A 23,589-nucleotide genomic window follows, 5' to 3' on the forward strand; every position below is an offset into this window, starting at 1 on the left:
ACCCGTACCGACGAGGGAGCCCCCTGTGACCGACCCCCTGCTCGACGAACTGCTGTCCCTGGCCCAGGAGGCCGGACGACGAGCGGGAGCGCTGCTCCGTGACGGACGGCCCGACGACCTGGCTGTCGCCGCGACCAAATCCAGTCCGATCGATGTCGTGACCGAGATGGACATCGCGGCGGAGAAACTGATCACAGGATTCCTCGCCGAGCGGCGCCCCGATGACGGGATCCTCGGCGAGGAGGGCGGATCGGCGCCCGGCACCAGCGGGGTGCGCTGGGTGATCGATCCGCTGGACGGCACGGTGAACTACCTGTACGGGCTGCCCACCTGGGCCGTGTCGATCGCCGCCGAGCGGGACGGCGAGACCGTGGTCGGGGTTGTGGACATGCCGATGCGCGGTGAGACCTACCACGCGGTGCGCGGCCGCGGTGCCTACTGCGGCGAACGACGGTTGCGCTGCCGCCCGGCGCCGCCGCTGGACGAGGCCCTAGTGGCGACCGGCTTCAACTACGTGCACTCCGTCCGCAGTCACCAGGCGGAGATCGCCCACCGGCTCATCCCCCGGGTGAGGGACATCCGGCGCAGCGGATCGGCGGCCGTCGACCTCTGCGATGTCGCCGCTGGCTGCCTGGACGGCTACTACGAGCGCGGACTGCACGCCTGGGATCTCGCGGCCGGCGACCTCATCGCCCGCGAGGCCGGGGCTCTCACCGGCGCCCGCCCGGGCGAGCGGCCCTCCGGCGATCTGACGATCGCCGCCACCCCGGGGGTCTTCGAGCCCCTGCAGCGCCTGCTCGACGAGCTGGGCGCCTGGCACGACTGACACGCACCCGGATTCCGGACACGACCGGCGCGCACGCACGAGGGCCCGACACCGCTCAACGGGCGGTGCCGGGCCCCTCGTGCATGCGATGCGCGGCTGTCAGACGCTCGCGGCGCCGACCTCCACGCCATGCTCGGCGGCGAGGCGGTGCAGGTCGTCCAGCTCGGCCTGCTCGACCTCCGCCAGGAATTCGTCGCCCGTCTCGCGGGCCCGGGTGAGGTCGGTCTCCGTGGTCCTGATGCGATGCAGGAGTCCTGTGGTGAATGCGTCCATGGTTGCGCCCCCTCGTCGTCGTGGGTCGATGGCACGGGGGTGTGCCTACGGCGGGTTGATCACGCCCCCTCCCTGGGGGACAGAGAGCGGGGTGTGGCAGGCCACATACATGGCGTGATCGCGGGTGTGCCCTCGTCCTCCCCAGGCACGCCCACCGGGAAACCTCAACTCTTCAGGGAATCCCATGAATTCCCGGTACCCCTTCCGAGTGCCCGCGGGCACCACCGTGACTTACATCCGGTTTACGCGCGTAAGGGGCAGGATGGAGGCACACAGTCAGTGCATCCACTACGACAGCCCTGCCCTGAACATGTCTGAACACGCCTGGTCATGCCCGATCGCGCGTGATCACGAGGTGGGGCCGCGACCAGGATCCAGAGGAAGGACCAGCCACGTGCGCGTACTCGTGGTCGAGGACGAGCAGCTGCTCGCCGATGCGGTGGCCACCGGGCTGCGCCGGGAGGCCATGGCGGTCGACGTCGTGTACGACGGCGCCGCGGCCCTTGAGCGCATCGGGGTGAACGACTACGACGTCGTCGTGCTCGACCGGGACCTCCCGCTCGTCCACGGCGACGACGTCTGCCGCAGGATCGTGGAGCTGGGCATGCCCACCCGGGTTCTGATGCTCACCGCGTCCGGTGACGTCAGCGACCGTGTGGAGGGCTTGGAGCTGGGTGCCGACGACTACCTTCCCAAGCCGTTCGCCTTCACCGAGCTGACCGCCCGGGTACGCGCTCTCGGCCGCCGTACCACCGTGCCGCTGCCGCCGGTACTGGAGCGCGCCGGAATCAAGCTGGACCCGAACCGTCGCGAAGTCTTCCGCGACGGCAGGGAGGTCCAGCTCGCCCCCAAGGAGTTCGCCGTACTGGAGGTGCTCATGCGCAGCGAGGGCGCGGTCGTGTCGGCCGAGCAACTGCTCGAGAAGGCCTGGGACGAGAACACCGACCCGTTCACCAACGTCGTGCGGGTCACCGTCATGACGCTGCGCCGCAAGCTCGGCGAGCCGCCCGTGATCGTCACGGTCCCCGGCTCCGGCTACCGGATCTGACCCCGTGGCGGCTGCACCCGCGCCTCCCACGGCGCCCCCGAAGCCCACCTGGACCCCCGGTGAACCGGCACGCCCCTGGTTCCGGCCGACCATCCGGATAAGGCTCACGCTGCTCTACGGCGGGATGTTCCTGATCGCCGGGATCCTGCTGCTCTCGATCATCTATCTGCTGGCCGCGCAGGCCGTGCAGGTGGGCAGCGAGCTGCCGTTCAAGATCGACAAGGGCCAGGTGAGCAGTGATGTGTGCACCTTCCCGGACACCCCGCCCAACTCGACCGAAGCCTTCAACCGGCTCGTGAACTCCTGTGTGAACCAGCAGCGCCAGCATGCCCTGGACGAGCTCCTCACCCGCTCGCTGTTCGCCCTCGTCGGCCTGAGCGTGATCGCGTTCGCCTTCGGCTACGCGATGGCAGGCCGGGTGCTCTCCCCGCTCGGGAAGATCACCCGCACCGCGCGCCGCGTGGTGGGCTCCGACCTCTCCCGGCGAATCGAGCTGGACGGCCCGGACGACGAGCTGAAGGAGCTCGCCGACACCTTCGACGAGATGCTCGAGCGGCTGGAGCGGGCCTTCACGGCGCAGCAGCGGTTCGTCGCCAACGCCTCCCACGAGCTACGTACACCCCTGGCGATCAACCGCACCCTGCTGGAGGTGCACCTCTCCGACCCCAAGGCCGGAGAGGAGCTCAGACAGCTCGGCAAGACCCTCCTGGCCACCAACGAGCGCAGCGAACAGCTCGTGGAGGGGCTGCTGCTTCTCGCCCGCAGCGAGAACCAGATCATCGAGCGCAAACCGGTGGACCTCGCCGAGGTCGCCACCCGAGCTGTCGACCAGGCGCGCAGTGAGGCGGAGGCCAAGGGCGTGGAGTTCCGCGGGCGCAGGGCACCCGCACTCGTCCAGGGCAACGGGGTCCTGCTGGAGCGGATCGCCCTGAACCTGGTGCAGAACGCCGTGCGGTACAACGTCCCGGCGGGCGAGCGTGGCGGCTGGGTGGCGGTCACCACCGAGGTCGCGCACGGTCAGGCGGTGCTGCTGGTGTCCAATACGGGCCCGGTGGTCCCGGCGTACGAGATCGACAACCTCTTCGAGCCCTTCCGGCGGCTGCGCCAGGAGCGCACCGGCAGTGACAAGGGAGTCGGACTCGGCCTGTCGATTGCCCGATCCGTGGCACGTGCCCACGGGGGCCGTATCATCGCGGAGCCGCGCGAGGGCGGCGGCCTTGTGATGCGGGTGACCCTGCCCGTCTGACGTGGCCGTTCCGGGGCGGCCGGGCATGCCCGGAGCCGTCCTTCCCTCGTCGGTCAGCGCGTTGCTGGACGAGAAAACATCTCTGTTCGCTTTACGCGGAATTCTCCGGACTCGACACCGTGAGTTCTCTGTGTGATCGATCACAGTGGTGGATTTCCGGCCATCTACGCTCCGTGAGCGGAAGTCGGTGGAAAACCAGGAAAAGTCCGGGTTTTCAGGGGCCCGTATCACGGGAAGTACACGGGGTGGCGCCTGTGCAGTGCGACATTCGGACCGTGTACGGTCCCGATCGCCATCCAACCTGATCACTCTTGAGGGGTCCGGTTGGGTGTCGATTGAGTAACAGACCTTGATGTGAGGCAAAATCTCCGCCTCAGGTCGGGCACAAGTCCGGCCTCTCACGCGTTACGTGCGCTGAGACACCGCAGACACCCAGAGGGGGAGAGCGACATGGCAACCGATTACGACACCCCACGTAAGACCGATGACGATCTCAACGAGGACAGCATTGAAGAGCTCAAGGCTCGTCGGAACGACAAGTCGACGTCGACTGTCGACGTCGACGAGTTCGAGGCCGCCGAGGGCCTGGAGCTGCCCGGAGCCGACCTCTCGAACGAGGAACTGGCCGTCCGGGTGCTGCCCAAGCAGGCTGACGAGTTCACCTGCATGAGCTGCTTCCTGGTGCATCACAGGAGTCAGCTGGCCCGTGAGAAGAACGGCCAGCCGATCTGCCGCGACTGCGACTGAGGCACGAGCGGCCGTGGCTGGCGGGACACCGTTCGGGAAGCCCTTCAGGAAGCCACGCTTCCGGCGCAAGGGCTCTCCGGGGACTCCTGAGCCCGGGCATGCCCGGAGCGCCCCGGAGCCGTGGCACGGCGCCGAGGCGCCCCACGGAGCGGGTCAGGGGCATGCCGGCCACCTGCCCTCTCCGGGCGACGCACGTGACGACGAGCGAGGCCTCCCGGCCTCGCTCGAGGCCACCGGACAGCCGGTGCCTCCGGACAGGCACCGGCGGCTCGACGCCGTCAAGAGCGGCGTCCGCAGAACCGGCGAGGCCGGCAAGGCCCTGCTGGGTCTGCTGACCGATCGCGTCATCGACATCGCCCCGCGCGTCCCGGTGCGCGATCTCGCGACACTCCGCGCGCACTTCCCCGGTCTCGGCCCCGAGGAGCTCGCCGACAAACTGATCGCGGGAGCGGCCAACGCCAGCTCCACCGTCGGCGCCGGAATCGGTGCGGCGGCGATGCTGCCCGTGCCTCCCGCTCTGCCCGCCGAGCTGGCCACGGAGATCGTCTGTGTGGCCGCGGTCGAGCTGAAGCTCATCGCCGAGCTCCACGAGGTCTACGGCATGCGGCCCCCGGGCAACGCCAAGGAGCGCGCCACCGCCTATCTGACCTCGTGGTCCGAAGAGCGCGGAATCGACGTCACCAAGCCCACGACGATCAACGCCGCGCTCGGCGGCCAGATGAAGCGCGAGCTGCGCCAGCAGATCATGAAGCGCATGGTCCGCAACCTGCCCAACGTGATGCCGTTCATGGTCGGCGCCGCCGTGGGCGCGGTGATGAACCGGCGAGACACCAGAAAGCTCGCCGAGCGCATCAGGAAGGACCTGCGCAAGCGGCAGATCCCCTGGGACGCGCTGCCCGACCTGCCGCGGCTGGAGCAGCCCACGGGCGAGCTGCCCCCTGAGCTTCCGCCGGAGCTGCGCAGGGAGCTGGAGAACTGAGGAGAACTGACTGGACGGGGTCGTAGCGCCCTGCCCGGTCGCCGGGCAGGTTGTGTCCTGCCGGGTCAGGCCCGTACGGCGTCCAGCGCCGCCACCAGCGCCCGGGGATCCCGGGTCGAGACATACACGTACGGCGTCGGGTCCTCCAGGTCCGTGACCATCACCCGTACCGCTGTCGGGACGTAGCTGCGCAGCAGCATGAACGCCCGCGGATCCGCCTTGTACGAACGCCAGGCCCGGGCTTCCTCCGCGTCCAGCACCTCCGCCTCGCCGAGCGCCGACACCGGGATCCGCGCGTCACCGGCGACCAGCGAGCCGGCCACCACCCGGACCCGGGCAGAGCCGTAGGAGCTCACCGCGGCGGCCGCCAGCGCACCCGCCCCGATCAGCCCCGCCAGCATCGGCACCGGACCCAGCGGAAGCAGCACCAGACCCCCGGAAAGAGCCGCCAGGGCGGCGATCAGCCACCACGAGCGAGGCGCGGTGAGGCGCTCGTCGTAGGACGGCGCGGAGGGCGATCCGGAGGAGGCGGCGGAAGGCTGCATGAATCCAAGCTTGGCACGGCGCGACCTGCGGCTTGCCGCGCGGGTAAGGTCTGCGCCTGTGAGTACTGCACTGACCCCTCCCGCCGACGCCATACCGCCGGTACGGCACCCCGACGCGCCCGCCCCCGGCGAGCTCCTCGGCGCGCACTACGACCACTGCTTCGGCTGCGGCGGCGGACAGCCCCACGGGCTGCACCTGGAGGCGAAGGCCGGGGAAGGCGTCAGTCTCACCGCCGAGTTCACCGTCGCCCCGGCCCATCAGGGCGCCCCGGGCCTGGCCCACGGCGGCGTGCTCGCCACCGCGCTCGACGAGACGCTCGGTTCGCTGAACTGGCTGCTGCGCGTGATCGCGGTGACCGGGCGGCTGGAGACCGACTTCGTCCGCCCTGTGCCGGTGGACACCGTGCTGTTTCTGGAGGCCGAGGTCACCGCGGTCAGCGGCCGGAAGATCTACTCCAGGGCCACCGGCCGGATCGGCGGCCCGGAGGGGCCGGTCGCCGTCCGGGCCGAAGCCCTGTTCATAGAGGTCAAGGTCGACCACTTCGTCGACAATGGCCGCCAGCAGGAGATCCAGGCCGTCATGGCGGATCCCGACCAGGTCAGGCGCGCCCGCGCCTTCGAGGTGAACCCCTGATGCGCAACCCCGTCGACGTACTGATCCGGCGGCTGGACCCCGAGGTGCCGGTTCCGGCGTACGCACATCCGGGCGACGCCGGTGTCGATCTGGTGACCACGGAGGGTGCCGAGCTCGCCCCCGGAGAGCGCGTGGTCCTGCCCACGGGACTGTCCATCGCCCTCCCGGACGGATACGCGGCCTTCGTGCATCCGCGCTCCGGCCTCGCCGCCCGGTGCGGTGTCGCCCTGGTCAATGCCCCAGGGACGGTGGATGCCGGGTACCGTGGGGAGATCAAGGTGATCCTGGTCAATCTGGACCCGCGCGAGAGCGTGCGGTTCGAGCGGTACGACCGGATCGCCCAATTGGTCGTCCAGCAGGTCGAGAAGGTGCGCTTCCACGAGGTGGCGGAGCTTCCCGGATCGGCCCGGGCCGAGGGGGGCTTCGGGTCCACCGGTGGTCACACCGCTGTGGGCGGGTCAGGCGTGGACGGCCTACAGGGTGGGAATCGATACGCTTCGGTCGTATCCGACCGGGAAGGACAGTGACGTGTTCGGACGTCGCAAGAAGAGCGGTTCCGCCGACGATGTGGCGGGCGAGGCCGAGCAGGTCGTCGACGAGCTCGACACGGAGGACGCGGCGGAGGAAGACGCGCCGCGCCGGGTGAACCTTCCGCCGGCGCCCCGGCCCGACGGGCCCTGGGACGTCTCCGAGGTCTCCCAGCCCGGCGACGGCCGGGTGGACCTCGGCGGTCTCTGCGTGCCCGGAGTCGAGGGCATGGAGCTGCGGGTGGAGGTCGCGGGCGACGCGATCGTCGCGGCGACGGTCGTGCTGCGGGACAGCGCGGTCCAGCTTCAGGCGTTCGCCGCGCCCAAGAAGGAAGGCATCTGGGGCGAGGTCCGCGAGGAGATCGCCTCGGGCATCACCCAGCAGGGCGGCGTCATCGACGAGGTCGAGGGTCCGCTGGGCTGGGAGCTCCGGGCGCAGGTGCCCGTCCAGCTCCCGGACGGCACCGGGGGCGTCCAGCTCGTCCGCTTCGTCGGCGTCGACGGGCCGCGGTGGTTCCTGCGTGGAGTGATCTCCGGGCAGGGCGCGGTCCAGCCCGAGGCGGCCGGACTGCTGGAGCAGATCTTCAGGGACACGGTCGTGGTGCGCGGCGAGGGCCCGATGGCTCCGCGCGATCCCATCGTCCTCAAGCTCCCGAACGACGCTCAGATGGTGCCCGAGGGCATCCAGACGGAGGAGCAGGAAGGGTCCCGCTTCTCCGGAGGGATGGGGCAGCTCCAGCGCGGACCTGAGATCACCGAGGTGCGCTGACGTCAGCTTTCCGTGATGGGGGTCGTACACCGTGCGTGGTGTACGGCCCCCGTCGGTGTTTCCGTGCCCCGGGGCGCTGCTGCTCGCTCGCCGTGCTCGCGTCAGAATCGCATCAATACGTCCATCGCCACCGAATGATGTCCGTTTTGGCGGATTTGATGGATGTAGCTTCAATGAGTGTCCGCTGTGGACACAGCCGCCCACCGGGGGTGGCCATCGAAGGACAATGAGGCCATGGCACGCGGCAAGCTACGCATCTACCTCGGCGCGGCTCCGGGCGTGGGCAAGACCTACGCGATGCTCTCCGAGGCACACCGCCGGGTGGAGCGTGGCACCGACTGCGTGGTCGGCTTCGTGGAGCACCACGACCGGCCCCGCACGGAGGTCATGCTGCACGGTCTCGAGCAGACCCCGCGCCGCGAGATGGCCTACCGGGACACCGTGTTCACGGAGATGGACGTGGACGCGGTGCTCCGGCGCCGGCCCGCCGTCGCCCTGGTGGACGAGCTGGCCCACACCAATGTGCCGGGCGCGCGGAACGCCAAGCGCTGGCAGGACGTCGAGGAGCTGCTGGCCGCGGGCATCGACGTCATCTCGACCGTCAACATCCAGCACCTGGAGTCGCTCGGAGACGTCGTCGAGTCGATCACCGGGGTGCGGCAGCGGGAGACCGTGCCCGACGAGGTCGTGCGCCGTGCCGACCAGATCGAACTGGTCGACATGTCGCCCCAGGCGCTGCGCCGCAGGATGGCGCACGGCAACATCTACCAGCCGGACAAGGTCGACGCGTCGCTGTCCAACTACTTCCGCCTGGGCAACCTCACCGCGCTGCGCGAGCTCGCGCTGCTGTGGGTCGCCGACCGGGTCGACGAATACCTCCAGCAGTACCGCGGCGAGCACAACATCCGCACCACCTGGCAGGCCCGCGAGCGGATCGTCGTCGGACTCACCGGCGGCCCCGAGGGCCGCACCCTGATCCGCAGGGCGGCCCGGATGGCGGCCAAGGGCTCCGGAAGCGAGATCCTCGCCGTCTATGTCGCGCGCAGTGACGGGCTGACCTCGGCGTCTCCGAAGGAGCTGGCGGTCCAGCGCACCCTTGTGGAGGACCTCGGCGGCACCTTCCACCACGTCATCGGTGACGACATCCCAGCAGCGCTGCTCGACTTCGCACGCGGGGTCAACGCCACCCAGATCGTGCTCGGCTCCTCGCGCCGCAAGACCTGGCAGTACGTGTTCGGGCCCGGCGTCGGCGCGACTGTCGCCCGGGAGTCGGGACCCGACCTCGACGTACACATCGTGACGCACGAGGAGGCCGCCAAGGGGCGCGGTCTGCCCGTCGCACGCGGCGCCCGGCTGGGCCGTTCCCGGATCATCGCGGGATGGTTCGTCGGTGTCCTGGGCCCCGTGCTGCTGGCCCTGGTCCTCACGAGGATCCAGCAGGGCGGGACGGAGCTCGGACTCGCCAATGACATGCTGCTGTTCCTGGCGCTGACCGTGGCGGCGGCGCTGATCGGCGGGCTGCTGCCCGCGCTGGCCTCGGCCGCCCTGGGCTCACTGCTGCTGAACTACTACTTCACCCGGCCGCTGCACCTCTTCACGATCGCCGACCCCCGCAACATCGTCGCGATAGTGATCTTCGTGGCGGTCGCCATCTCGGTGGCCTCGGTCGTGGACCTCGCGGCCCGCCGCACCCACCAGGCCGCCCGGCTGCGCGCCGAGTCCGAGATCCTGTCGTTCCTCGCGGGCAGTGTGCTGCGCGGCGAGACCACCCTGGACGCGCTCCTGGAGCGGGTGCGGGAGACCTTCGGTATGGAGTCGGTGGCGCTTCTGGAGCGCACCAGCGACGTGGAGCCCTGGGAGTGCGCGGGCAGCGTCGGTCCCTCGCCCGCCGCCCGCCCCGATGACGCGGATGTGGACATGCCGGTCGGCGACCACATGGCGCTGGCTCTGTCCGGGCGGGTGCTGCCCGCCGCCGACCGCCGTGTCCTCGGTGCCTTCGCGGCTCAGGCGGCCGTGGTCCTGGACCGCCAGCGACTCGTGGACGATGCCGAGGAGTCCCGCAAGCTCGCCGAGGGCAACAAGATCCGCACCTCGCTGCTGGCCGCCGTCAGCCACGATCTGCGCACCCCGCTGGCCGGTATCAAGGCGGCCGTCAGCTCGCTGCGCTCCGACGACGTCGAATGGTCCGACGAGGACCGCGCCGAACTCCTCGAAGGCATCGAGACCGGGGCCGACCGGCTCGACCACCTGGTCGGCAATCTGCTGGACATGTCCAGGCTCCAGACCGGCACGGTCACGCCCCTCATTCGCACCATCGACCTCGACGAGGTGGTGCCCATGGCGCTCGTCGGGGTCCCCGACTCCGCTGTCGGCCTCGACATTCCGGAGACGCTCCCGATGGTGCGCGTCGACAAGGGACTGCTGGAGCGGGCCGTGGCCAACATCGTCGAGAACGCCGTCAAGTACAGCCCCGACACGAGCCCCGTCCTGGTGTCCGCGAGCGCGCTCGGCGACCGTGTCGAGGTGCGGGTCGTGGATCGTGGCCGGGGCGTGCCCGACGAGGCGAAGGACCGGATATTCGAACCCTTCCAGCGCTACGGTGACGCCCCGCGCGGTGCGGGCGTGGGACTCGGTCTCGCCGTGGCCCGGGGCTTCGTGGAGTCCATGGGCGGCACGCTGACGGCGGAGGACACCCCCGGTGGCGGCCTGACGATGGTGCTGACCCTCCAGGGGGCGCCCGGCAGCCCCGTCGGCTCCGAGCTCCCCGCCCAGGTCACCACCTGACCGGGGCCCACCGTCCCGCGCCACCCTCCGCACGGACGAGAAGACGAGAGACGAAAGGCAGGGACTCATGACCCGAGTGCTCGTGGTCGACGACGAGCCGCAGATCGTACGTGCCCTCGTGATCAACCTGAAGGCGCGCAAGTACGACGTCGACGCGGCCGCCGACGGCGCGACGGCGCTCCAGCTCGCCGCCGCCCGCCACCCCGACGCCGTCGTCCTCGACCTCGGACTGCCGGACATGGACGGCGTCGAGGTGATCAAGGGCCTGCGGGGCTGGACGCGCGTCCCGATCCTGGTGCTCTCCGCGCGGCACACTTCCGACGAGAAGGTCGAGGCACTGGACGCGGGCGCCGACGACTACGTGACCAAGCCGTTCGGGATGGACGAGCTGCTGGCACGGCTGCGCGCCGCGGTGCGCAGGGCCGAGCCGGTCGGCGGCGGTGACGACGCGGTCGTCGTCGTCGAGACGGAGGGGTTCACCGTCGACCTCGCCGCGAAGAAGGTCAACCGCGGTGGCAAGGACATACGCCTCACCCCGACCGAATGGCACCTGCTGGAGGTCCTGGTGCGCAACACCGGACGCCTGGTCAGCCAGAAGCAGCTGCTCCAGGAGGTGTGGGGGCCCTCGTACGGCACGGAGACCAACTATCTGCGGGTCTACATGGCCCAGCTTCGGCGCAAGCTGGAGGCGGACCCCTCGCACCCCAGGCACTTCCTCACGGAGCCCGGAATGGGATACCGCTTCGAACGCTGACCCGCGGTGGGCACCGGCCCGAAACGGCCATGATCGGTTCGTGACCGGGCCGGGGTAGCGCCCCGGTACGCTTTCGGTATGAGTGCTGCATCTCGATCCGGGAATGGCGAGAAACCGGCCGGCCGCTTCCGCCGGATGCTCGACCGTCTGTCCAGCTCCCAGGAGGACCTCGAGTCCGAGGAGCTCCAGGAGGACTCACAGGCATCGGGTTGCACGCGTATCTCCGACTGCGGGGACCGCCAGATCGTGAAGGTGACTGGTACCTTGCGCACGGTCACCCTGCGCCCGAGGGCCGGAGTCCCGGCCCTGGAGGCGGAGCTGTTCGACGGCTCCGCCGCTCTGGACGTGGTGTGGCTGGGCCGGCGCTCGATCGTGGGCATAGAACCGGGCCGCAGGATGATCGCCTCGGGCCGGATCGCCATGAGCCACGGCCGGCGTGTGCTGTTCAACCCCAAATACGAGCTGCGACCGCTCGGACAGGAGTAGCCGGTGACCTCCCTCGACAAGCCGACCGCGCAGGATCAGGAAGACCGTGGCCCCGAGCACAACAGGGCCGTCACGGAAGCGGCCCTGTTCGACGCCTTCGGCGGGATCCGGGGCATGGTGGAGACGGTCCTGCCCGGGCTGCTCTTCGTCACGATCTTCACGATCAACAAGGACCTGCACATCTCGGCGATCGCCGCACTCGCGGTCTCGCTGCTGCTGGTCGCGGTACGGCTGATCCGCCGGGACACCGTGAAGCACGCGTTCAGCGGTGTCTTCGGGGTGGCCTTCGGTGTGGTCTTCGCGATGATGACCGGCAACGCGAAGGACTTCTACCTGCCGGGCATGCTGTACACGCTGGGCCTCGGGCTCGCGTACATCATCACCACCCTCGCGGGCGTGCCGCTGATCGGCCTCATCCTCGGCCCGGTCTTCAAGGAGAACCTCTCCTGGCGCACCCGCAACCCGGGCCGCAAGAAGGCGTACGCGAAGGCCAGCTGGGCATGGGGCCTCATCCTGCTGGCCAAGTGCGCCATCCTCTTCCCGCTTTACTGGTGGGCGGACACCACCCAGTTCGGCTGGGTGCTGGTGGCCCTGAAGATCCCGCCGTTCCTGCTGGCGGTCTATCTGACCTGGGTCTTCCTGGCGAAGGCACCACCGCCCATCGACGTCTTCGCGGAGATGGAGGAGCAGGAGCGCGCGGAGCGCGCCAAGGAGGAGCGAGCCGAGGAAGAGCGCAACGCAGCCGCGCGGGGCGACCACGAGGCGTAGCCCAGCCCTCTTTCGCATGAACGATGCGCGTGAGTCCGCGTGCACGAACGGCCCAGGACCAGAAGGTCCCGGGCCGTTCGTATGCCCGCGACGCCGCGCAGCGCGAGCCAACCGGCCCGTCACACGCAGCACGGCCCGGGGAACGTGGTTCCCCGGGCCGTAGCGACAACGCGACGGCTGACTCGCGTCAGCTCTCCGCAGGGTCCCCCCGGCGTACCGACAGCAGGTCCTCCAGCTGCTCCTCGCGGGCCTGGGCCGCGACGAACAGCAGCTCGTCTCCCGGCTCCAGCGTCTCCTCGCCGTGCGGGGTGAGGACCCGGGGACCGCGGATGATGGTCACCAGCGAGGTGTCCTCCGGCCAGGCCACATCCCCGACCTGGGTGCCCGCGAGCGCCGACTCGGGCGGCAGCGTCAGCTCCACCAGGTTGGCGTCGCCGTGGCTGAAGCGCAGCAGCCGGACCAGGTCGCCGACGCTCACCGCCTCCTCGACCAGCGCCGACATCAGACGCGGCGTGGACACCGCGACATCCACGCCCCAGGACTCGTTGAAGAGCCACTCGTTCTTGGGGTTGTTCACCCGGGCGACCACGCGCGGCACGCCGTACTCGGTCTTCGCCAGCAGTGACACGACCAGATTGACCTTGTCGTCACCGGTCGCCGCGATCACGACGTTGCAGCGCTGCAGCGCGGCCTCGTCGAGCGACGTGATCTCACAGGCGTCGGCCAGCAGCCACTCCGCCTGCGGCACCCGCTCCACCGAGATCGCGGTGGGTGCCTTGTCGATCAGGAGCACCTCGTGCCCGTTCTCCAGCAGCTCGCCCGCGATGGAACGCCCCACCGCGCCGGCCCCGGCAATCGCGACCCGCATCAGTGACCGTCCTCCTCAGGACCCTGGGCGAACGCCGCCTCGACCTTCTCGATCTCGTCCGTGCGCATCATCACATGGACCAGATCGCCTTCCTGCAGCACCGTCTGCGACGTCGGAAGCACCGCCTCGCCCAGCCGCGTGAGGAACGCGACACGCACGCCCGTCTCTTCCTGCAGCTTGCTGATCTTGTGGCCGATCCAGGCCGCCGACGTGTGCACCTCGGCGAGCTGCACACCGCCGCTCGGGTCCCGCCACAACGGCTCCGCACCGGACGGGAGCAGCCGCCGCAGCATCTGGTCGGCGGTCCACCGGACGGTGGCCACGGTCGGGATCCCGAGACGCTGGTAGACCTCGGCGCGCCGGGGGTCGTAGATCCGCGCGGCCACGTTCTCGATGCCGAACATCTCGCGGGCGACCCGCGCGGCGATGATGTTCGAGTTGTCGCCGCTGCTCACGGCGGCGAAGGCGCCGGCCTCCTCGATGCCCGCCTCGCGCAGCGTGTCCTGGTCGAAGCCGACACCGGTCACCCGCCGCCCGCCGAACCCGGAACCCAGCCGGCGGAAAGCCGTGGGGTCCTGGTCGACCACGGCGACCGTGTGCCCCTGCTGCTCCAGGGTCTGCGCGAGCGCCGCTCCCACCCGGCCGCAGCCCATGATGACAATGTGCACCTATCTACCCCGCAGTCCTGGTCATCCGGCTGACCTGCGCAAACACCCTGGTCACTCTTCTCTCTCGGCTCTGCTGGGCAGTGGAGGGGGGACGAGCGCCCGGCGCTGCCCTTGACGAGCTTATGACGCGGCTACCAGCTTGCCCTCATCCGCGGTACCGATTCGAACGCACTGACGTGCCGCCGCCCGTGGATCACGTGGATCCCCATAGCCCTCCGTACCCGCGTATCACCACAACGTGGCGACAAGATGCCGATACACGGCACGGAGGGACCGCGGGTGGGCTTCGCCCGTACAGAGCCCTTACGATCCTCTCCGTGTCCAAACTGACCGACCCGCTCAAACGGATCCTGATCGGCCGGGCCCTGCGTAGCGACAGGCTGGGAGAAACGCTCCTGCCGAAGCGCATCGCACTCCCCGTCTTCGCCTCCGACCCGCTGTCCTCGGTGGCGTACGCCCCGGGAGAAGTCCTGCTGGTCCTCTCGATCGCGGGTGTGTCGGCCTACCACTTCAGCCCATGGATCGCCGTGGCCGTCGTGGTGCTGATGTTCACGGTGGTCGCCTCCTACCGCCAGAACGTCCACGCGTACCCCAGCGGCGGCGGCGACTACGAGGTGGCGAACACCAACCTCGGCCCCAAGGCGGGTCTCACCGTCGCCAGCGCGCTCCTCGTCGACTACGTGCTCACCGTCGCCGTGTCGATCGCCTCCGGCGTGGAGAACCTCGGCTCCGCGATCCCGTTCGTGGTCGAGCACAAGGTGTTCTGCGCCATCGGCATCATCGTGCTGCTGACACTGATGAACCTGCGCGGCGTCAAGGAGTCGGGCAAGCTCTTCGCCATCCCGACCTACATCTTCGTCGCCGGTGTCTTCATCATGATCGTGTGGGGCGCCTACCGGGGGCTCGTCCTCGACGACACCATGCGCGCCCCCACAGCCGACCTCGAGATCAAACCCGAGGCGCAGGGACTCGCCGGCTTCGCCCTGGTCTTCCTGCTGCTGCGTGCGTTCTCCTCGGGCTGTGCGGCGCTCACCGGCGTCGAGGCCATCAGCAACGGCGTGCCCGCCTTCCGCAAGCCCAAGAGCAAGAACGCCGCCACGACGCTGCTCCTCATGGGCGCCCTGGCCGTCACGATGTTCTGCGGCATCATCGGCCTCGCCATCGCCACCGACGTCAGGATGGCTGAGAACCCGGCCCACGACCTGATCCAGAACGGCACCCCGGTCGGCTCGGGCTACGTCCAGAACCCGGTCATCTCCCAGGTGGCGGCCGCGGTCTTCGGCAACGGCACCTTCTTCTTCGTCGTGCTCGCCGCCGCCACCGCCCTGGTGCTGTTCCTGGCCGCGAACACCGCGTACAACGGCTTCCCGCTGCTCGGCTCGATCCTGGCCCAGGACCGCTACCTGCCGCGCCAGCTGCACACCCGCGGCGACCGGCTCGCCTTCTCCAACGGCATCGTGCTGCTGGCGGGCGCCGCGATCCTGCTCGTCTGGGTCTACGGAGCCGACTCCACCAAGCTGATCCAGCTCTACATCGTCGGTGTGTTCGTCTCCTTCACCCTCAGTCAGACCGGCATGGTCCGGCACTGGAACCGCCATCTGGCGACCGAGCGGGACCCCGCCAAGCGCCGCCACATGATCCGCTCCCGCGCGATCAACGCCTTCGGCGCCTTCTTCACCGGTCTGGTGCTGGTGGTCGTGCTGGGCACCAAGTTCACCCACGGGGCGTGGGTGGCCCTGCTCGGCATGGTGATCTTCTACGGAACGATGACGGCGATCCGCAAGCACTACGACCGCGTCGCCGACGAGATCGCCGCCCCGGACGAGCCGACCGACGACACCGTGCGTCCCTCCCGGGTCCACTCCATCGTGCTCGTCTCCAAGGTCCACCGCCCGACGCTGCGCGCCGTCGCCTACGCCAAGCTGATGCGCTCCGACCGGCTCGAGGCGGTCAGCATCAATGTGGACCCGGCCGAGACCAAGGCCCTCAAGGCCGAGTGGGACCGGCGCGGCATCAACGTGCCGCTCAAGATCCTCGACTCGCCCTACCGCGAGATCACCCGGCCGATCATCGAGTACGTGAAGAGCCTGCGCCGCGAGAGCCCGCGGGACGCGGTCAGTGTGATCATCCCCGAGTACGTCGTCGGCCACTGGTGGGAGCACCTGCTCCACAACCAGAGCGCGCTGCGGCTCAAGGGCAGGCTGCTGTTCACTCCGGGCGTCATGGTCACCTCCGTGCCCTACCAGCTCCAGTCGTCCGAAGCGGCGAAGGCGCGTGCCAAGAAGCGCCAGGACTGGAACGCTCCGGGCGCGGTGCGCCGCGGTCCCGTGAACGAGCGCTCCAAGGAGTCCAGCACCAAGGCGTGAGGCCCTCGCGCACCCACGTAGACTGGTGGGCTGTCGTAGTCGCACCCCCTTGCCCTTGGAGTCCTCCCCACCATGCAGAACGCACCTGAGTCTTCGCTCGTCGGGGAGGAGTACGAGGTCGAGATCGGCCCCGTCGCACACGGCGGTCACTGCATCGCCCGCACCGACGAGGGCCGGGTGCTGTTCGTCCGGCACGCCCTGCCCGGCGAAAAGGTCGTGGCCCGCGTCACCGAAGGCGATGAGGGCTCCCGCTATCTGCGCGCCGACGCCGTCCGCGTACTGGAGCCGTCCAAGGACCGCGTAGAGGCGCCCTGCCCGTACGCGGGCCCGGGCAAGTGCGGCGGCTGCGACTGGCAGCACGCCAAGCCCGGCGCGCAGCGCCGCCTCAAGGGCGAGGTCATCGCCGAACAGCTGAAGCGTCTCGCCGGCCTCACCCCGGAGGAGGCGGGCTGGGACGGCACCGTGATGCCCGCGGAGGGCGACAAGCTCCCCGCCGGCGAGGTGCCCGCCTGGCGCACCCGCGTCCAGTACGCCGTCGACCCCTCCGGCCGTGCCGGCCTGCGCCGCCACCGCTCGCACGAGGTCGAGCCGGTCGACCACTGCATGATCGCCGGGCCCGGCGTGAGCGAACTCGGCATCGAGCAGCGCACCTGGGAGGGCATGGCCTCGATCGAGGCCATCGCCGCCACCGGCTCCCAGGACCGCCAGGTGATCCTCACCCCGCGCCCCGGCGCCCGGCTGCCGATCGTGGAGCTCGACAAGCCGGTCTCGGTGCTGCGCATCCACGAGAAGGACGGCAGCGTCCACCGCGTCCACGGCCGCCCCTTCGTACGCGAACGCGCCGACGACCGCACCTACCGCGTCGGCATGGGCGGCTTCTGGCAGGTCCACCCGAAGGCCGCCCAGACCCTCGTCGAGGCCGTGATGCAGGGTCTGCTGCCCCGCAAGGGTGACACCGCCCTCGACCTCTACTGCGGCGTCGGCCTGTTCGCCGGCGCCATCGCCCAACGCGTCGGCGAGAAGGGCGCGGTGCTCGGCATCGAGTCCGGCAAGCGCGCGGTGGAGGACGCCCGCCACAACCTCCAGGACCTCCCGCGGGTCCGCATCGAGCAGGGCAAGGTCGAGTCCGTCCTCCCGCGCACCGGCATCACCGAAGCCGACCTCGTCGTCCTCGACCCACCCCGCGCGGGCGCCGGTCGCTCCATCGTCGAGCACATCTCGGGCCTCGGCGCCCGCCGCATCGCGTACGTGGCCTGCGACCCGGCCGCGCTGGCACGGGACTTGGCGTACTTCGGCGAGTACGGGTACCGGCCGCGGACGCTGCGGGCGTTCGACCTGTTCCCGATGACGCACCACGTGGAGTGCGTGGCGATCCTTGAACCCGTGCGGGAAGGCGTCTGACCTGCGGTTTTGCCAGTGCGCATTATGTGTACTGTGGGCGTTACGGGCGATATCTTGACGCTCGTTTGACGCTCGTTTTGACGGGGTGTCAGGTGCTTGGGGGTGGCGGTTTGCCGGCCTCGGAGCACCTAGCCCGAAGACCTTGGCAGACGGTTGAGGCCGTCGGTCGATCCCGTTTGCGGGGCTGCGCCGCACGGTCGCCCCGGCCGTTGATCGTGCTGGCGCGGCGGGTGCCTATGGGACTCGAATCGGCCACACGGGGCAACCCCCCACTCTATCAATCTCGGTAGGCATCACGAGCGCGGTCGGGGAGGCGTCCGACTGTTGGGCACGTGCTGCTCTTACGGGACCGTGCAATCCTGATGGCTCCGCCGGAAACAATTCGGGCTCCCTCACCGTTGTGGCCTGCGGAGCACGAGCTATGGGGGTGGCGGGGCTGAGGCTGTTCGACGTGGCCGGGGGGAGCGCGGTGGAGATCGCGGCACGCCCGGCAGAGGTGGAGCGTCACCTGCAGGATCTGGTCGAGGCGAACATGGAGTCCATGCTGGGGGTCCGGTTCCTGGCCAGCGAGTACAGCACCGGACCTGTGCATCGCGGACGGATCGACTCGCTGGGGCTGGACGAGAACGGCTCGCCGGTCGTGGTCGAGTACAAGCGAGGCCGACGCCGGCGTCATCACCCAGGGATTGTTCTACCTGGCGTGGCTAACCGACCACCGGGCCGAGTTCCAGCAGTTGGTCCGGGAGCGTCTCGGGGCGGACGTCGCTTCACAAGTGCTGTGGAGCAGCCCTCGGCTGATCTGCGTCGCGGAGGACTACACCCGCTACGACCTTCACGCCGTGCGCGAGATCCGACGCACCATCGACCTCGTCCGCTACAGCTACTTCGGCACAGGGCTGCTCGCCCTCGAACCGGTGGCCAAAGCGACAGCCGGGGCACAGGAGCGCAGCGAGCAGCGTCGCCGCCGACCGAGTGCGTCGGTCGGCATGCGTGAGGACCCCATCGCCGGGCTGCGCAACGCGCTCGACGAACTGCTTCAGGGGCTGGGAGGGGATGTGAGCAGCGTCGACCGCAAGCAGTACCGCGCGTACCGGCGGTTGCGGAACTTCGCATGCGTCAGTCACGCCCACCGGCAGGAGGTCGTGGTGACGCTCCACCTTGACCCCAAAGATGTGGACCTTGTTGGGGGCTTCACCAGGGATGTCAGCCAGATCGGCCACCACGGCACTGGTGATGTCGAGGTCCGTCTTCGGACGGCGGGCGATCTGGGTCGCGCTGAGCCGTTGCTCCGGATGAGCTACGAGGCTGCCTGAGAACCTGCTGGTGCTGAGCCGGTAGGTGTCCTCCCTGTGTCGCGATGATCAGGAAGGGTGGCGGTGTCCTTCCATTCTGCGGAGAATCCGTGATTTCCGAATTCTCGGATGGAGTGATAGCCCCGGAGGGACGCCAACGCCAACCCAGGAACGGCACCCTTCGGGGCCGTGAAGCCAACAGCTCGTGCCCCATCGTGACGACGCAGCGGCCCCGCTCCCCTTCCTCTGCTCTTTTGACCGCCTCCTCACCCACCTGGTCCCCGCCTCCGCCGCCGATGACATCGCCCTCCTCGCCGACCGCCTCACCGGGCCTCTGACCTCCATGAATGGGCGTGAGAGGCCGCCCGTAGGATCGGCGTAGCCGTCCGGCTGCAGGGGCGGGTGCGGAAGCGTGGAGAAGAGGGGGGCCGCCGTGCGGTTCATGATCATCGACCGTGACGACCGCATGCCGGCCGAGTCTGGCCCGGTCGCGGTCTTGGTGCGGGATGCCTGGGACGACTTCGGGTGGCGCACCATGTTCCACCTGTGGGTCATAGACGCCCGCGGCCGCCACGAGATCGGCCCGGTGAAGATCGGCGCGCTGGGCATGAGCCTCCGCGCCGAGACGGTCGTCCAGCCCCCGGAAGAGTTCACCAGGATTCCGGGGGAGTATTTCTCCGTCGGGCAGGACGACACCTACTACGAGCGCCTCGCCGGCCTCGGCGACGGACTGCGCATCGCCGTCCTCGCGGGCCTTAATGACATGGCCTTCGACGAAGACGTCTTTCAGCTCGCCCAGGGCGAGGAGGTCACCCGCACCGCGCTGTGGCGGTTCCTGCGACCAGCCGCGATCGAGGAGCAGTTCCGCCGCATCGCCCGCGGCGGCGCCCGCACGGCCTCCTTCGACGTCACCTATGTCACGCCCGCCTTCGGCGGTGACGGCCTTGCGCTGTCGTTCAGGGTCACACGCGAGGTGCTGCCACCCAGCAACATCCACGTCCTGACCGGCCGCAATGGTGCAGGCAAGTCCGTGCTGGTCAACCGCCTCGCCCGCGCCGTCGCCGACCTCGAACCCCACCCGGCCGAGGTGGGGCGGATCCTGGAGGAAGACCGCGGAGGCCGGCGCTCCTTCGCCAATCTCGTCAGCGTCTCCTTCAGCGCCTTCGACGACCTGCCCCACCTCCCCGACAGCGATACCTTCCCCACCGTCCACGTCGGCCTGCGCATCCCCTCCGCGACGGGGGCACACCGGATGAAGTCGCCGTCTCAGCTCAAGCGGGACTTCGCCGACAGCATCGAAGCCTGCCTGAACGGCGAGCAGGCCGTGCGCTGGACCGAAGCCCTGCGGACCCTGTCGTACTCCGGCAGCGGGCTGCTGGAGGAGGACTGGCTGGCCTCCTTCGCCGCCATCGGCAGCACCGCCCGCCGCCGTACGGCCGCTCGCAAACTGTTCGCCTCCCTCAGCTCCGGGCACAAGGTTGTCCTGCTGACCGTGACGCGGCTCGTCGAGCATGTTGGCGAGCGCACCCTGGTTCTGATCGACGAACCCGAAACCCACCTGCACCCGCCGTTGCTGTCGGCGTTCATACGGGTCCTGTCCGACCTGCTCACAGACCGCAACGGGCTCGCGATCGTCGCCACCCACTCCCCAGTCGTTTTGCAGGAAGTCCCTGCCCACTGCGTGTGGAAACTCCGCCGCTACGGTGACCGCCTCGCCGCCGACCGGCCCACCATCGAAACCTTCGGCGAGAACGTCGGCGTCCTCACCCACGAGGTTTTCGGCCTGGAAGTCACCGACACCGGGTTCCACCGCGACCTGAGCGTCCTCGTCGATGAAGGACTCACCTACGAGACCATCGTCGACCGCTTCGGCGGCCGGCTCGGCGGCGAGGCACGCATCATCGCGCGGTCCCTGATCGCCGCCCGCGACTTCGACGACACCGCTGGCTTGGAGGACGGCCGCTGATGCTCCCCATCCCCAAGCCGGCCCAGGACGCCAAGTCCGTCTTCGACGCCTGCACCGCCACAGCCAAACCCCTCACCGCCCGCACCAAACTGCAGGCGCTGAAGGACACCGTTGCCAAAGCGGCGGCCGAGTACGACACCGCCGCCACCAACCGCGCCCTGCACAAGCTGACCCATCTCCAAGACCAGCCCGACGGCAAGCCGAAGAAGCCCGGCGGCATCAACGAGCAGTTGAAGAAGACCTACACCAACCGGATGGTTCACAAAAAGAGCCCCGGACGGGACGTCTATGACCAACTCCTCGCCGAGGCGCCCGACGGCCGCTGCGCACTGTGCGGGCAGGGGATCGCCGACACCCTCGACCATCAGCTGCCCAAGACCCACTACCCACTGCTTGCCGTCACCCCCGCAAACCTCGTCCCCGCCTGCCGCGACTGCAACTTCTACAAAGGCGAACAGGCCCCCGCCAGCGCCGAGAAGCAGACCCTCCACCCCTACTACGACGGCCAGGTCCACGAGCATGTGTGGCTGTTCGCACGGATCGTCGGGCCGCCCACCCCGGCCGTCAGCTTCTGTGCCTCCCCGCCGCCCGAAATGCCACCCCTGCTTGCCGCCCGGGTCCGCCACCACTTCACCACCCTCAAGCTCGCCCGGCTCTACAACCCCCAGGCCGGCCCCGAACTGCGCTACCTCAGCCGCAGCCTGCGCCGTCTGCCGACAGCGGCGATCAACGAGCACCTGCGCGAGGGCGCCGCGGACTGGACTGCCATCGAAGGCCCCAACTCCTGGCAGGCCGCGTTGTACCGGGCTCTGGCCGACAACTCTTGGTACACCAAGCACGGATACCTCGAACCCTGGAAATAACGTTCTCTCACGGCCAGGACCGTCATGGGGCGTGTCCCTCGGCGCCAGTGGGACGTTGGGCCAGATGACACGTGCGCGGGCCGCGGAAAGCCTGCATCGACTTGCGCAGGTCGGCGGCCTCCGGTACCGCGCCCGGCGCCAGCGGCCGCAGCAGAGCCGCCTCGTTCTCGTCTCCGCAGGCACCCCTTGGACCACACCACCAGGAGGAACCAGTGTCACACCCGCAACTGCTCACCCCCGAGGAGAAGCTCACCCCCGAGGAGAAGCTCACCTCCGAGGAGAAGCTCGCCGACGCGAAGAAGCTGTTGAGCCTTCCGCGTATCGTCGTGATCTGCGGCTCCACCCGCTTCATGACCGAGATGAACGAGGCCGATCTGCGGGAGACCAAAGCCGGAAAGATTGTCGTCAAACCGGGCTGTGACATGAAGTCGCCGCACGAACTTTGGTCCGATCCTGTCGAGGCCGAGGCCGAGGCGCTGAAGGTTCGACTCGACGATCTGCACCGGGCGAAGATCCGGCTCGCTGATGAGGTGCTCGTAGTCGGCGACTACATCGGAGACAGCACTCGAGCCGAAATCGCCTACGGCCGGTCGCTGGGCAAGCCCGTGCGGTTCACGCACCCCGAAGTCGACCCTGACGCCTGACCGCTCGCTGCCACCTCGACAACCAGGGCCGGCAGCCCGCCGCCTGACCGTCTCGCGGTGGCTTCGGCCGCCGCCCACCCCACACCCTCCGCAGGCATCCCTTGGAATTGATCATCTAGACCGGTCGGGTTCGGGTGATGGCAAGAACGTGGGCAGAGGCGTCGGTGAGCGCAGCGTGAGGTTCTGCGAGGCGCGCGGCGGCGAGGGCTGCGTCGTACATCGCCGTGCCCAAGAGGTTGGTGTCGGTGTACTTCTCGATGGCCTTGACCGCCACCCAGCCGGGTCCTTCGATGCCGTACAGGGTGGGGTCGGCGAGTCCGGCCTCTGTGATTTCCTCGCGGAGCTCGGCGGAGGTCTGGAAGTAGGCGACGGTGAAGCCACGCTGTCCGGCATAGCGGCCCTGGTCGAGGGTGTCGCGTACGCCGGCCTGGACGGTGGGCTCGGTGATACCGGTGGTGGCGATGTAATCGAGGAGTGGCGAGTATCGGGAGATCGCGGCCGCGGCAACGAGACCTCCTGGCCGGACTGCGCGGGCGGCTTCGGTCAGTGCGGAGAGCCGGTCCGGCTTGTCGTGGAGGTGGTACAGGGGACCGAGGAGCAGCACGACGTCGTACGTGCCAGCTGCGGCGGTGAGGTGGCGGGCGTCGCCGAGCTCTGCTGTGACGCCGTCAAGGGCGTCGGCCTGGCTGACGTGCTTGGGTACGGGGTCCACGACGTGCACGGCGTACCCCTCCGCGGCCAGCCAGCGGGCGTGCGTTCCTGGGCCACCACCGACGTCAAGCACCTTGGCCGGAGCAGGTGGGAGGTGGCGGTGGAGTAACTCGCCGGTGCGTGCAAGTTCCAGGGTGCCCGTGGCGGTTGCGTGCAGTCGTGCGGCCTCGTCGGAGCGGGTGTAGAAGTCGATGATCTCCGGGCGTACGACGGGGTTGCTCGTCATCGGAGAGTCCTTGTCCTGAGGGCTGGTTGTGTCCGGCAGGGTAGGGGACATGACGAAGTGATCACCGCAATTATCGGCAGTTTCCGGGAGCAATACGTCGGGCTCCAGGGCCCCTGGTGACGTTGAGTTCGGGGGGACTCTCCGGGAGATCGTGCGATCGGTCCCGTGGGCGGTCGGCGGCCGGATCGATGCCCTGTA

At 69.3% G+C, this 23,589-nt stretch carries 22 protein-coding genes and 1 pseudogene; 18 read left to right on the top strand and 5 right to left on the bottom strand.

Annotated elements, in window-relative coordinates; translation table 11 throughout:
• Positions 1-25 precede the first annotated feature (25 nt).
• Entirely contained in the window at positions 26-826 is an 801-nt protein-coding gene (locus tag ACFV6V_RS02860; RefSeq protein ID WP_385558132.1) for an inositol monophosphatase family protein, read from the top strand.
• A gap of 99 nt (positions 827-925) precedes the next feature.
• On the opposite strand, the gene ACFV6V_RS02865 is transcribed toward ACFV6V_RS02860, so the two are convergent.
• On the bottom strand, positions 926-1,099 hold the full coding sequence (locus ACFV6V_RS02865; protein ID WP_361281950.1) for a hypothetical protein: 174 nt from the start codon (positions 1,097-1,099) through the stop codon (positions 926-928).
• A 394-nt stretch (positions 1,100-1,493) separates the two neighbouring features.
• Here ACFV6V_RS02865 and ACFV6V_RS02870 point away from each other — a divergent pair, with 394 nt between their 5' ends.
• The 4 genes from ACFV6V_RS02870 to ACFV6V_RS02885 all read left to right on the top strand — a co-directional run bounded on the left by ACFV6V_RS02870 (position 1,494) and on the right by ACFV6V_RS02885 (position 5,119).
• Complete coding sequence (locus tag ACFV6V_RS02870; protein ID WP_361281948.1) at positions 1,494-2,147, top strand: response regulator transcription factor; 654 nt, start codon at positions 1,494-1,496, stop codon at positions 2,145-2,147.
• Between the two features lie 4 nt (positions 2,148-2,151).
• Positions 2,152-3,393, top strand: coding sequence for a sensor histidine kinase (locus tag ACFV6V_RS02875; RefSeq protein ID WP_385558137.1), 1,242 nt, complete (start codon positions 2,152-2,154; stop codon positions 3,391-3,393).
• A 450-nt stretch (positions 3,394-3,843) separates the two neighbouring features.
• Complete coding sequence (locus ACFV6V_RS02880; protein ID WP_338673390.1) at positions 3,844-4,140, top strand: DUF4193 domain-containing protein; 297 nt, start codon at positions 3,844-3,846, stop codon at positions 4,138-4,140.
• A 13-nt stretch (positions 4,141-4,153) separates the two neighbouring features.
• On the top strand, positions 4,154-5,119 hold the full coding sequence (locus ACFV6V_RS02885) for a hypothetical protein (RefSeq protein ID WP_385558140.1): 966 nt from the start codon (positions 4,154-4,156) through the stop codon (positions 5,117-5,119).
• A 65-nt stretch (positions 5,120-5,184) separates the two neighbouring features.
• On the opposite strand, the gene ACFV6V_RS02890 is transcribed toward ACFV6V_RS02885, so the two are convergent.
• Positions 5,185-5,664 carry a DUF3093 domain-containing protein gene (locus tag ACFV6V_RS02890; protein WP_385558143.1) on the bottom strand — a complete coding sequence of 160 codons (480 nt, stop codon included), beginning with the start codon at positions 5,662-5,664 and terminating at the stop codon, positions 5,185-5,187.
• 58 nt (positions 5,665-5,722) lie between these two features.
• On the opposite strand from ACFV6V_RS02890, the gene ACFV6V_RS02895 reads away from it, so the two are divergent.
• The 7 genes from ACFV6V_RS02895 to ACFV6V_RS02925 all read left to right on the top strand — a co-directional run bounded on the left by ACFV6V_RS02895 (position 5,723) and on the right by ACFV6V_RS02925 (position 12,386).
• The gene (locus ACFV6V_RS02895) at positions 5,723-6,298 is read left to right on the top strand and encodes a PaaI family thioesterase (protein ID WP_361281940.1); all 576 of its coding nucleotides are present in this window, start codon (positions 5,723-5,725) and stop codon (positions 6,296-6,298) included.
• Positions 6,298-6,825, top strand: a complete 528-nt coding sequence (dut, locus tag ACFV6V_RS02900) for a dUTP diphosphatase (RefSeq protein ID WP_385558146.1) — start codon at positions 6,298-6,300, stop codon at positions 6,823-6,825. Before ACFV6V_RS02895 ends, dut begins: the two co-directional genes overlap by 1 nt.
• A 1-nt stretch (position 6,826) precedes the next feature.
• Positions 6,827-7,594 (top strand): DUF3710 domain-containing protein, encoded by a 768-nt coding sequence (locus ACFV6V_RS02905; protein ID WP_385558149.1) that lies wholly within the window; start codon positions 6,827-6,829, stop codon positions 7,592-7,594.
• Positions 7,595-7,828: 234 nt separating this feature from the next.
• Positions 7,829-10,378, top strand: a complete 2,550-nt coding sequence (locus ACFV6V_RS02910; RefSeq protein WP_385558152.1) for an ATP-binding protein — start codon at positions 7,829-7,831, stop codon at positions 10,376-10,378.
• Positions 10,379-10,445: 67 nt separating this feature from the next.
• Positions 10,446-11,132 carry a response regulator gene (locus ACFV6V_RS02915; protein ID WP_385558155.1) on the top strand — a complete coding sequence of 229 codons (687 nt, stop codon included), beginning with the start codon at positions 10,446-10,448 and terminating at the stop codon, positions 11,130-11,132.
• Between the two features lie 78 nt (positions 11,133-11,210).
• Positions 11,211-11,618 (top strand): OB-fold nucleic acid binding domain-containing protein, encoded by a 408-nt coding sequence (locus tag ACFV6V_RS02920; RefSeq protein WP_385558158.1) that lies wholly within the window; start codon positions 11,211-11,213, stop codon positions 11,616-11,618.
• A gap of 3 nt (positions 11,619-11,621) precedes the next feature.
• Positions 11,622-12,386: a DUF3159 domain-containing protein gene (locus ACFV6V_RS02925; RefSeq protein WP_385558161.1), complete on the top strand. Its 765-nt coding sequence runs from the start codon at positions 11,622-11,624 to the stop codon at positions 12,384-12,386.
• Positions 12,387-12,573: 187 nt separating this feature from the next.
• On the opposite strand, the gene ACFV6V_RS02930 is transcribed toward ACFV6V_RS02925, so the two are convergent.
• Positions 12,574-13,254, bottom strand: coding sequence for a potassium channel family protein (locus ACFV6V_RS02930; protein ID WP_385558164.1), 681 nt, complete (start codon positions 13,252-13,254; stop codon positions 12,574-12,576).
• Positions 13,254-13,922 carry a potassium channel family protein gene (locus tag ACFV6V_RS02935; RefSeq protein WP_385558167.1) on the bottom strand — a complete coding sequence of 223 codons (669 nt, stop codon included), beginning with the start codon at positions 13,920-13,922 and terminating at the stop codon, positions 13,254-13,256. Before ACFV6V_RS02935 ends, ACFV6V_RS02930 begins: the two co-directional genes overlap by 1 nt.
• Before the next feature lie 317 nt (positions 13,923-14,239).
• Here ACFV6V_RS02935 and ACFV6V_RS02940 point away from each other — a divergent pair, with 317 nt between their 5' ends.
• From ACFV6V_RS02940 to ACFV6V_RS02965, 6 genes and pseudogenes are all read left to right on the top strand, one after another.
• A complete protein-coding gene (locus ACFV6V_RS02940) occupies positions 14,240-16,288 on the top strand; it encodes an APC family permease (RefSeq protein WP_385558170.1) in 2,049 nt (682 codons plus the stop codon).
• Between the two features lie 72 nt (positions 16,289-16,360).
• The gene (locus ACFV6V_RS02945) at positions 16,361-17,689 is read left to right on the top strand and encodes a class I SAM-dependent RNA methyltransferase (protein ID WP_385558173.1); all 1,329 of its coding nucleotides are present in this window, start codon (positions 16,361-16,363) and stop codon (positions 17,687-17,689) included.
• A 427-nt stretch (positions 17,690-18,116) separates the two neighbouring features.
• Positions 18,117-19,002, top strand: a pseudogene (locus tag ACFV6V_RS02950) (DUF5655 domain-containing protein).
• A 391-nt stretch (positions 19,003-19,393) separates the two neighbouring features.
• Positions 19,394-20,947 (top strand): AAA family ATPase, encoded by a 1,554-nt coding sequence (locus ACFV6V_RS02955; protein ID WP_385558176.1) that lies wholly within the window; start codon positions 19,394-19,396, stop codon positions 20,945-20,947.
• Positions 20,947-21,810 carry an HNH endonuclease gene (locus tag ACFV6V_RS02960; RefSeq protein ID WP_385558179.1) on the top strand — a complete coding sequence of 288 codons (864 nt, stop codon included), beginning with the start codon at positions 20,947-20,949 and terminating at the stop codon, positions 21,808-21,810. Before ACFV6V_RS02955 ends, ACFV6V_RS02960 begins: the two co-directional genes overlap by 1 nt.
• A 212-nt stretch (positions 21,811-22,022) precedes the next feature.
• Positions 22,023-22,454 carry a hypothetical protein gene (locus tag ACFV6V_RS02965; protein ID WP_385558182.1) on the top strand — a complete coding sequence of 144 codons (432 nt, stop codon included), beginning with the start codon at positions 22,023-22,025 and terminating at the stop codon, positions 22,452-22,454.
• A gap of 115 nt (positions 22,455-22,569) precedes the next feature.
• On the opposite strand, the gene ACFV6V_RS02970 is transcribed toward ACFV6V_RS02965, so the two are convergent.
• Positions 22,570-23,391: a class I SAM-dependent methyltransferase gene (locus tag ACFV6V_RS02970; protein WP_385558185.1), complete on the bottom strand. Its 822-nt coding sequence runs from the start codon at positions 23,389-23,391 to the stop codon at positions 22,570-22,572.
• Between the last annotated feature and the right edge of the window lie 198 nt (positions 23,392-23,589).

The organism is Streptomyces sp. NPDC059828, assembly GCF_042731955.1.
Taxonomy (GTDB): Bacteria; Actinomycetota; Actinomycetes; order Streptomycetales; family Streptomycetaceae; genus Streptomyces.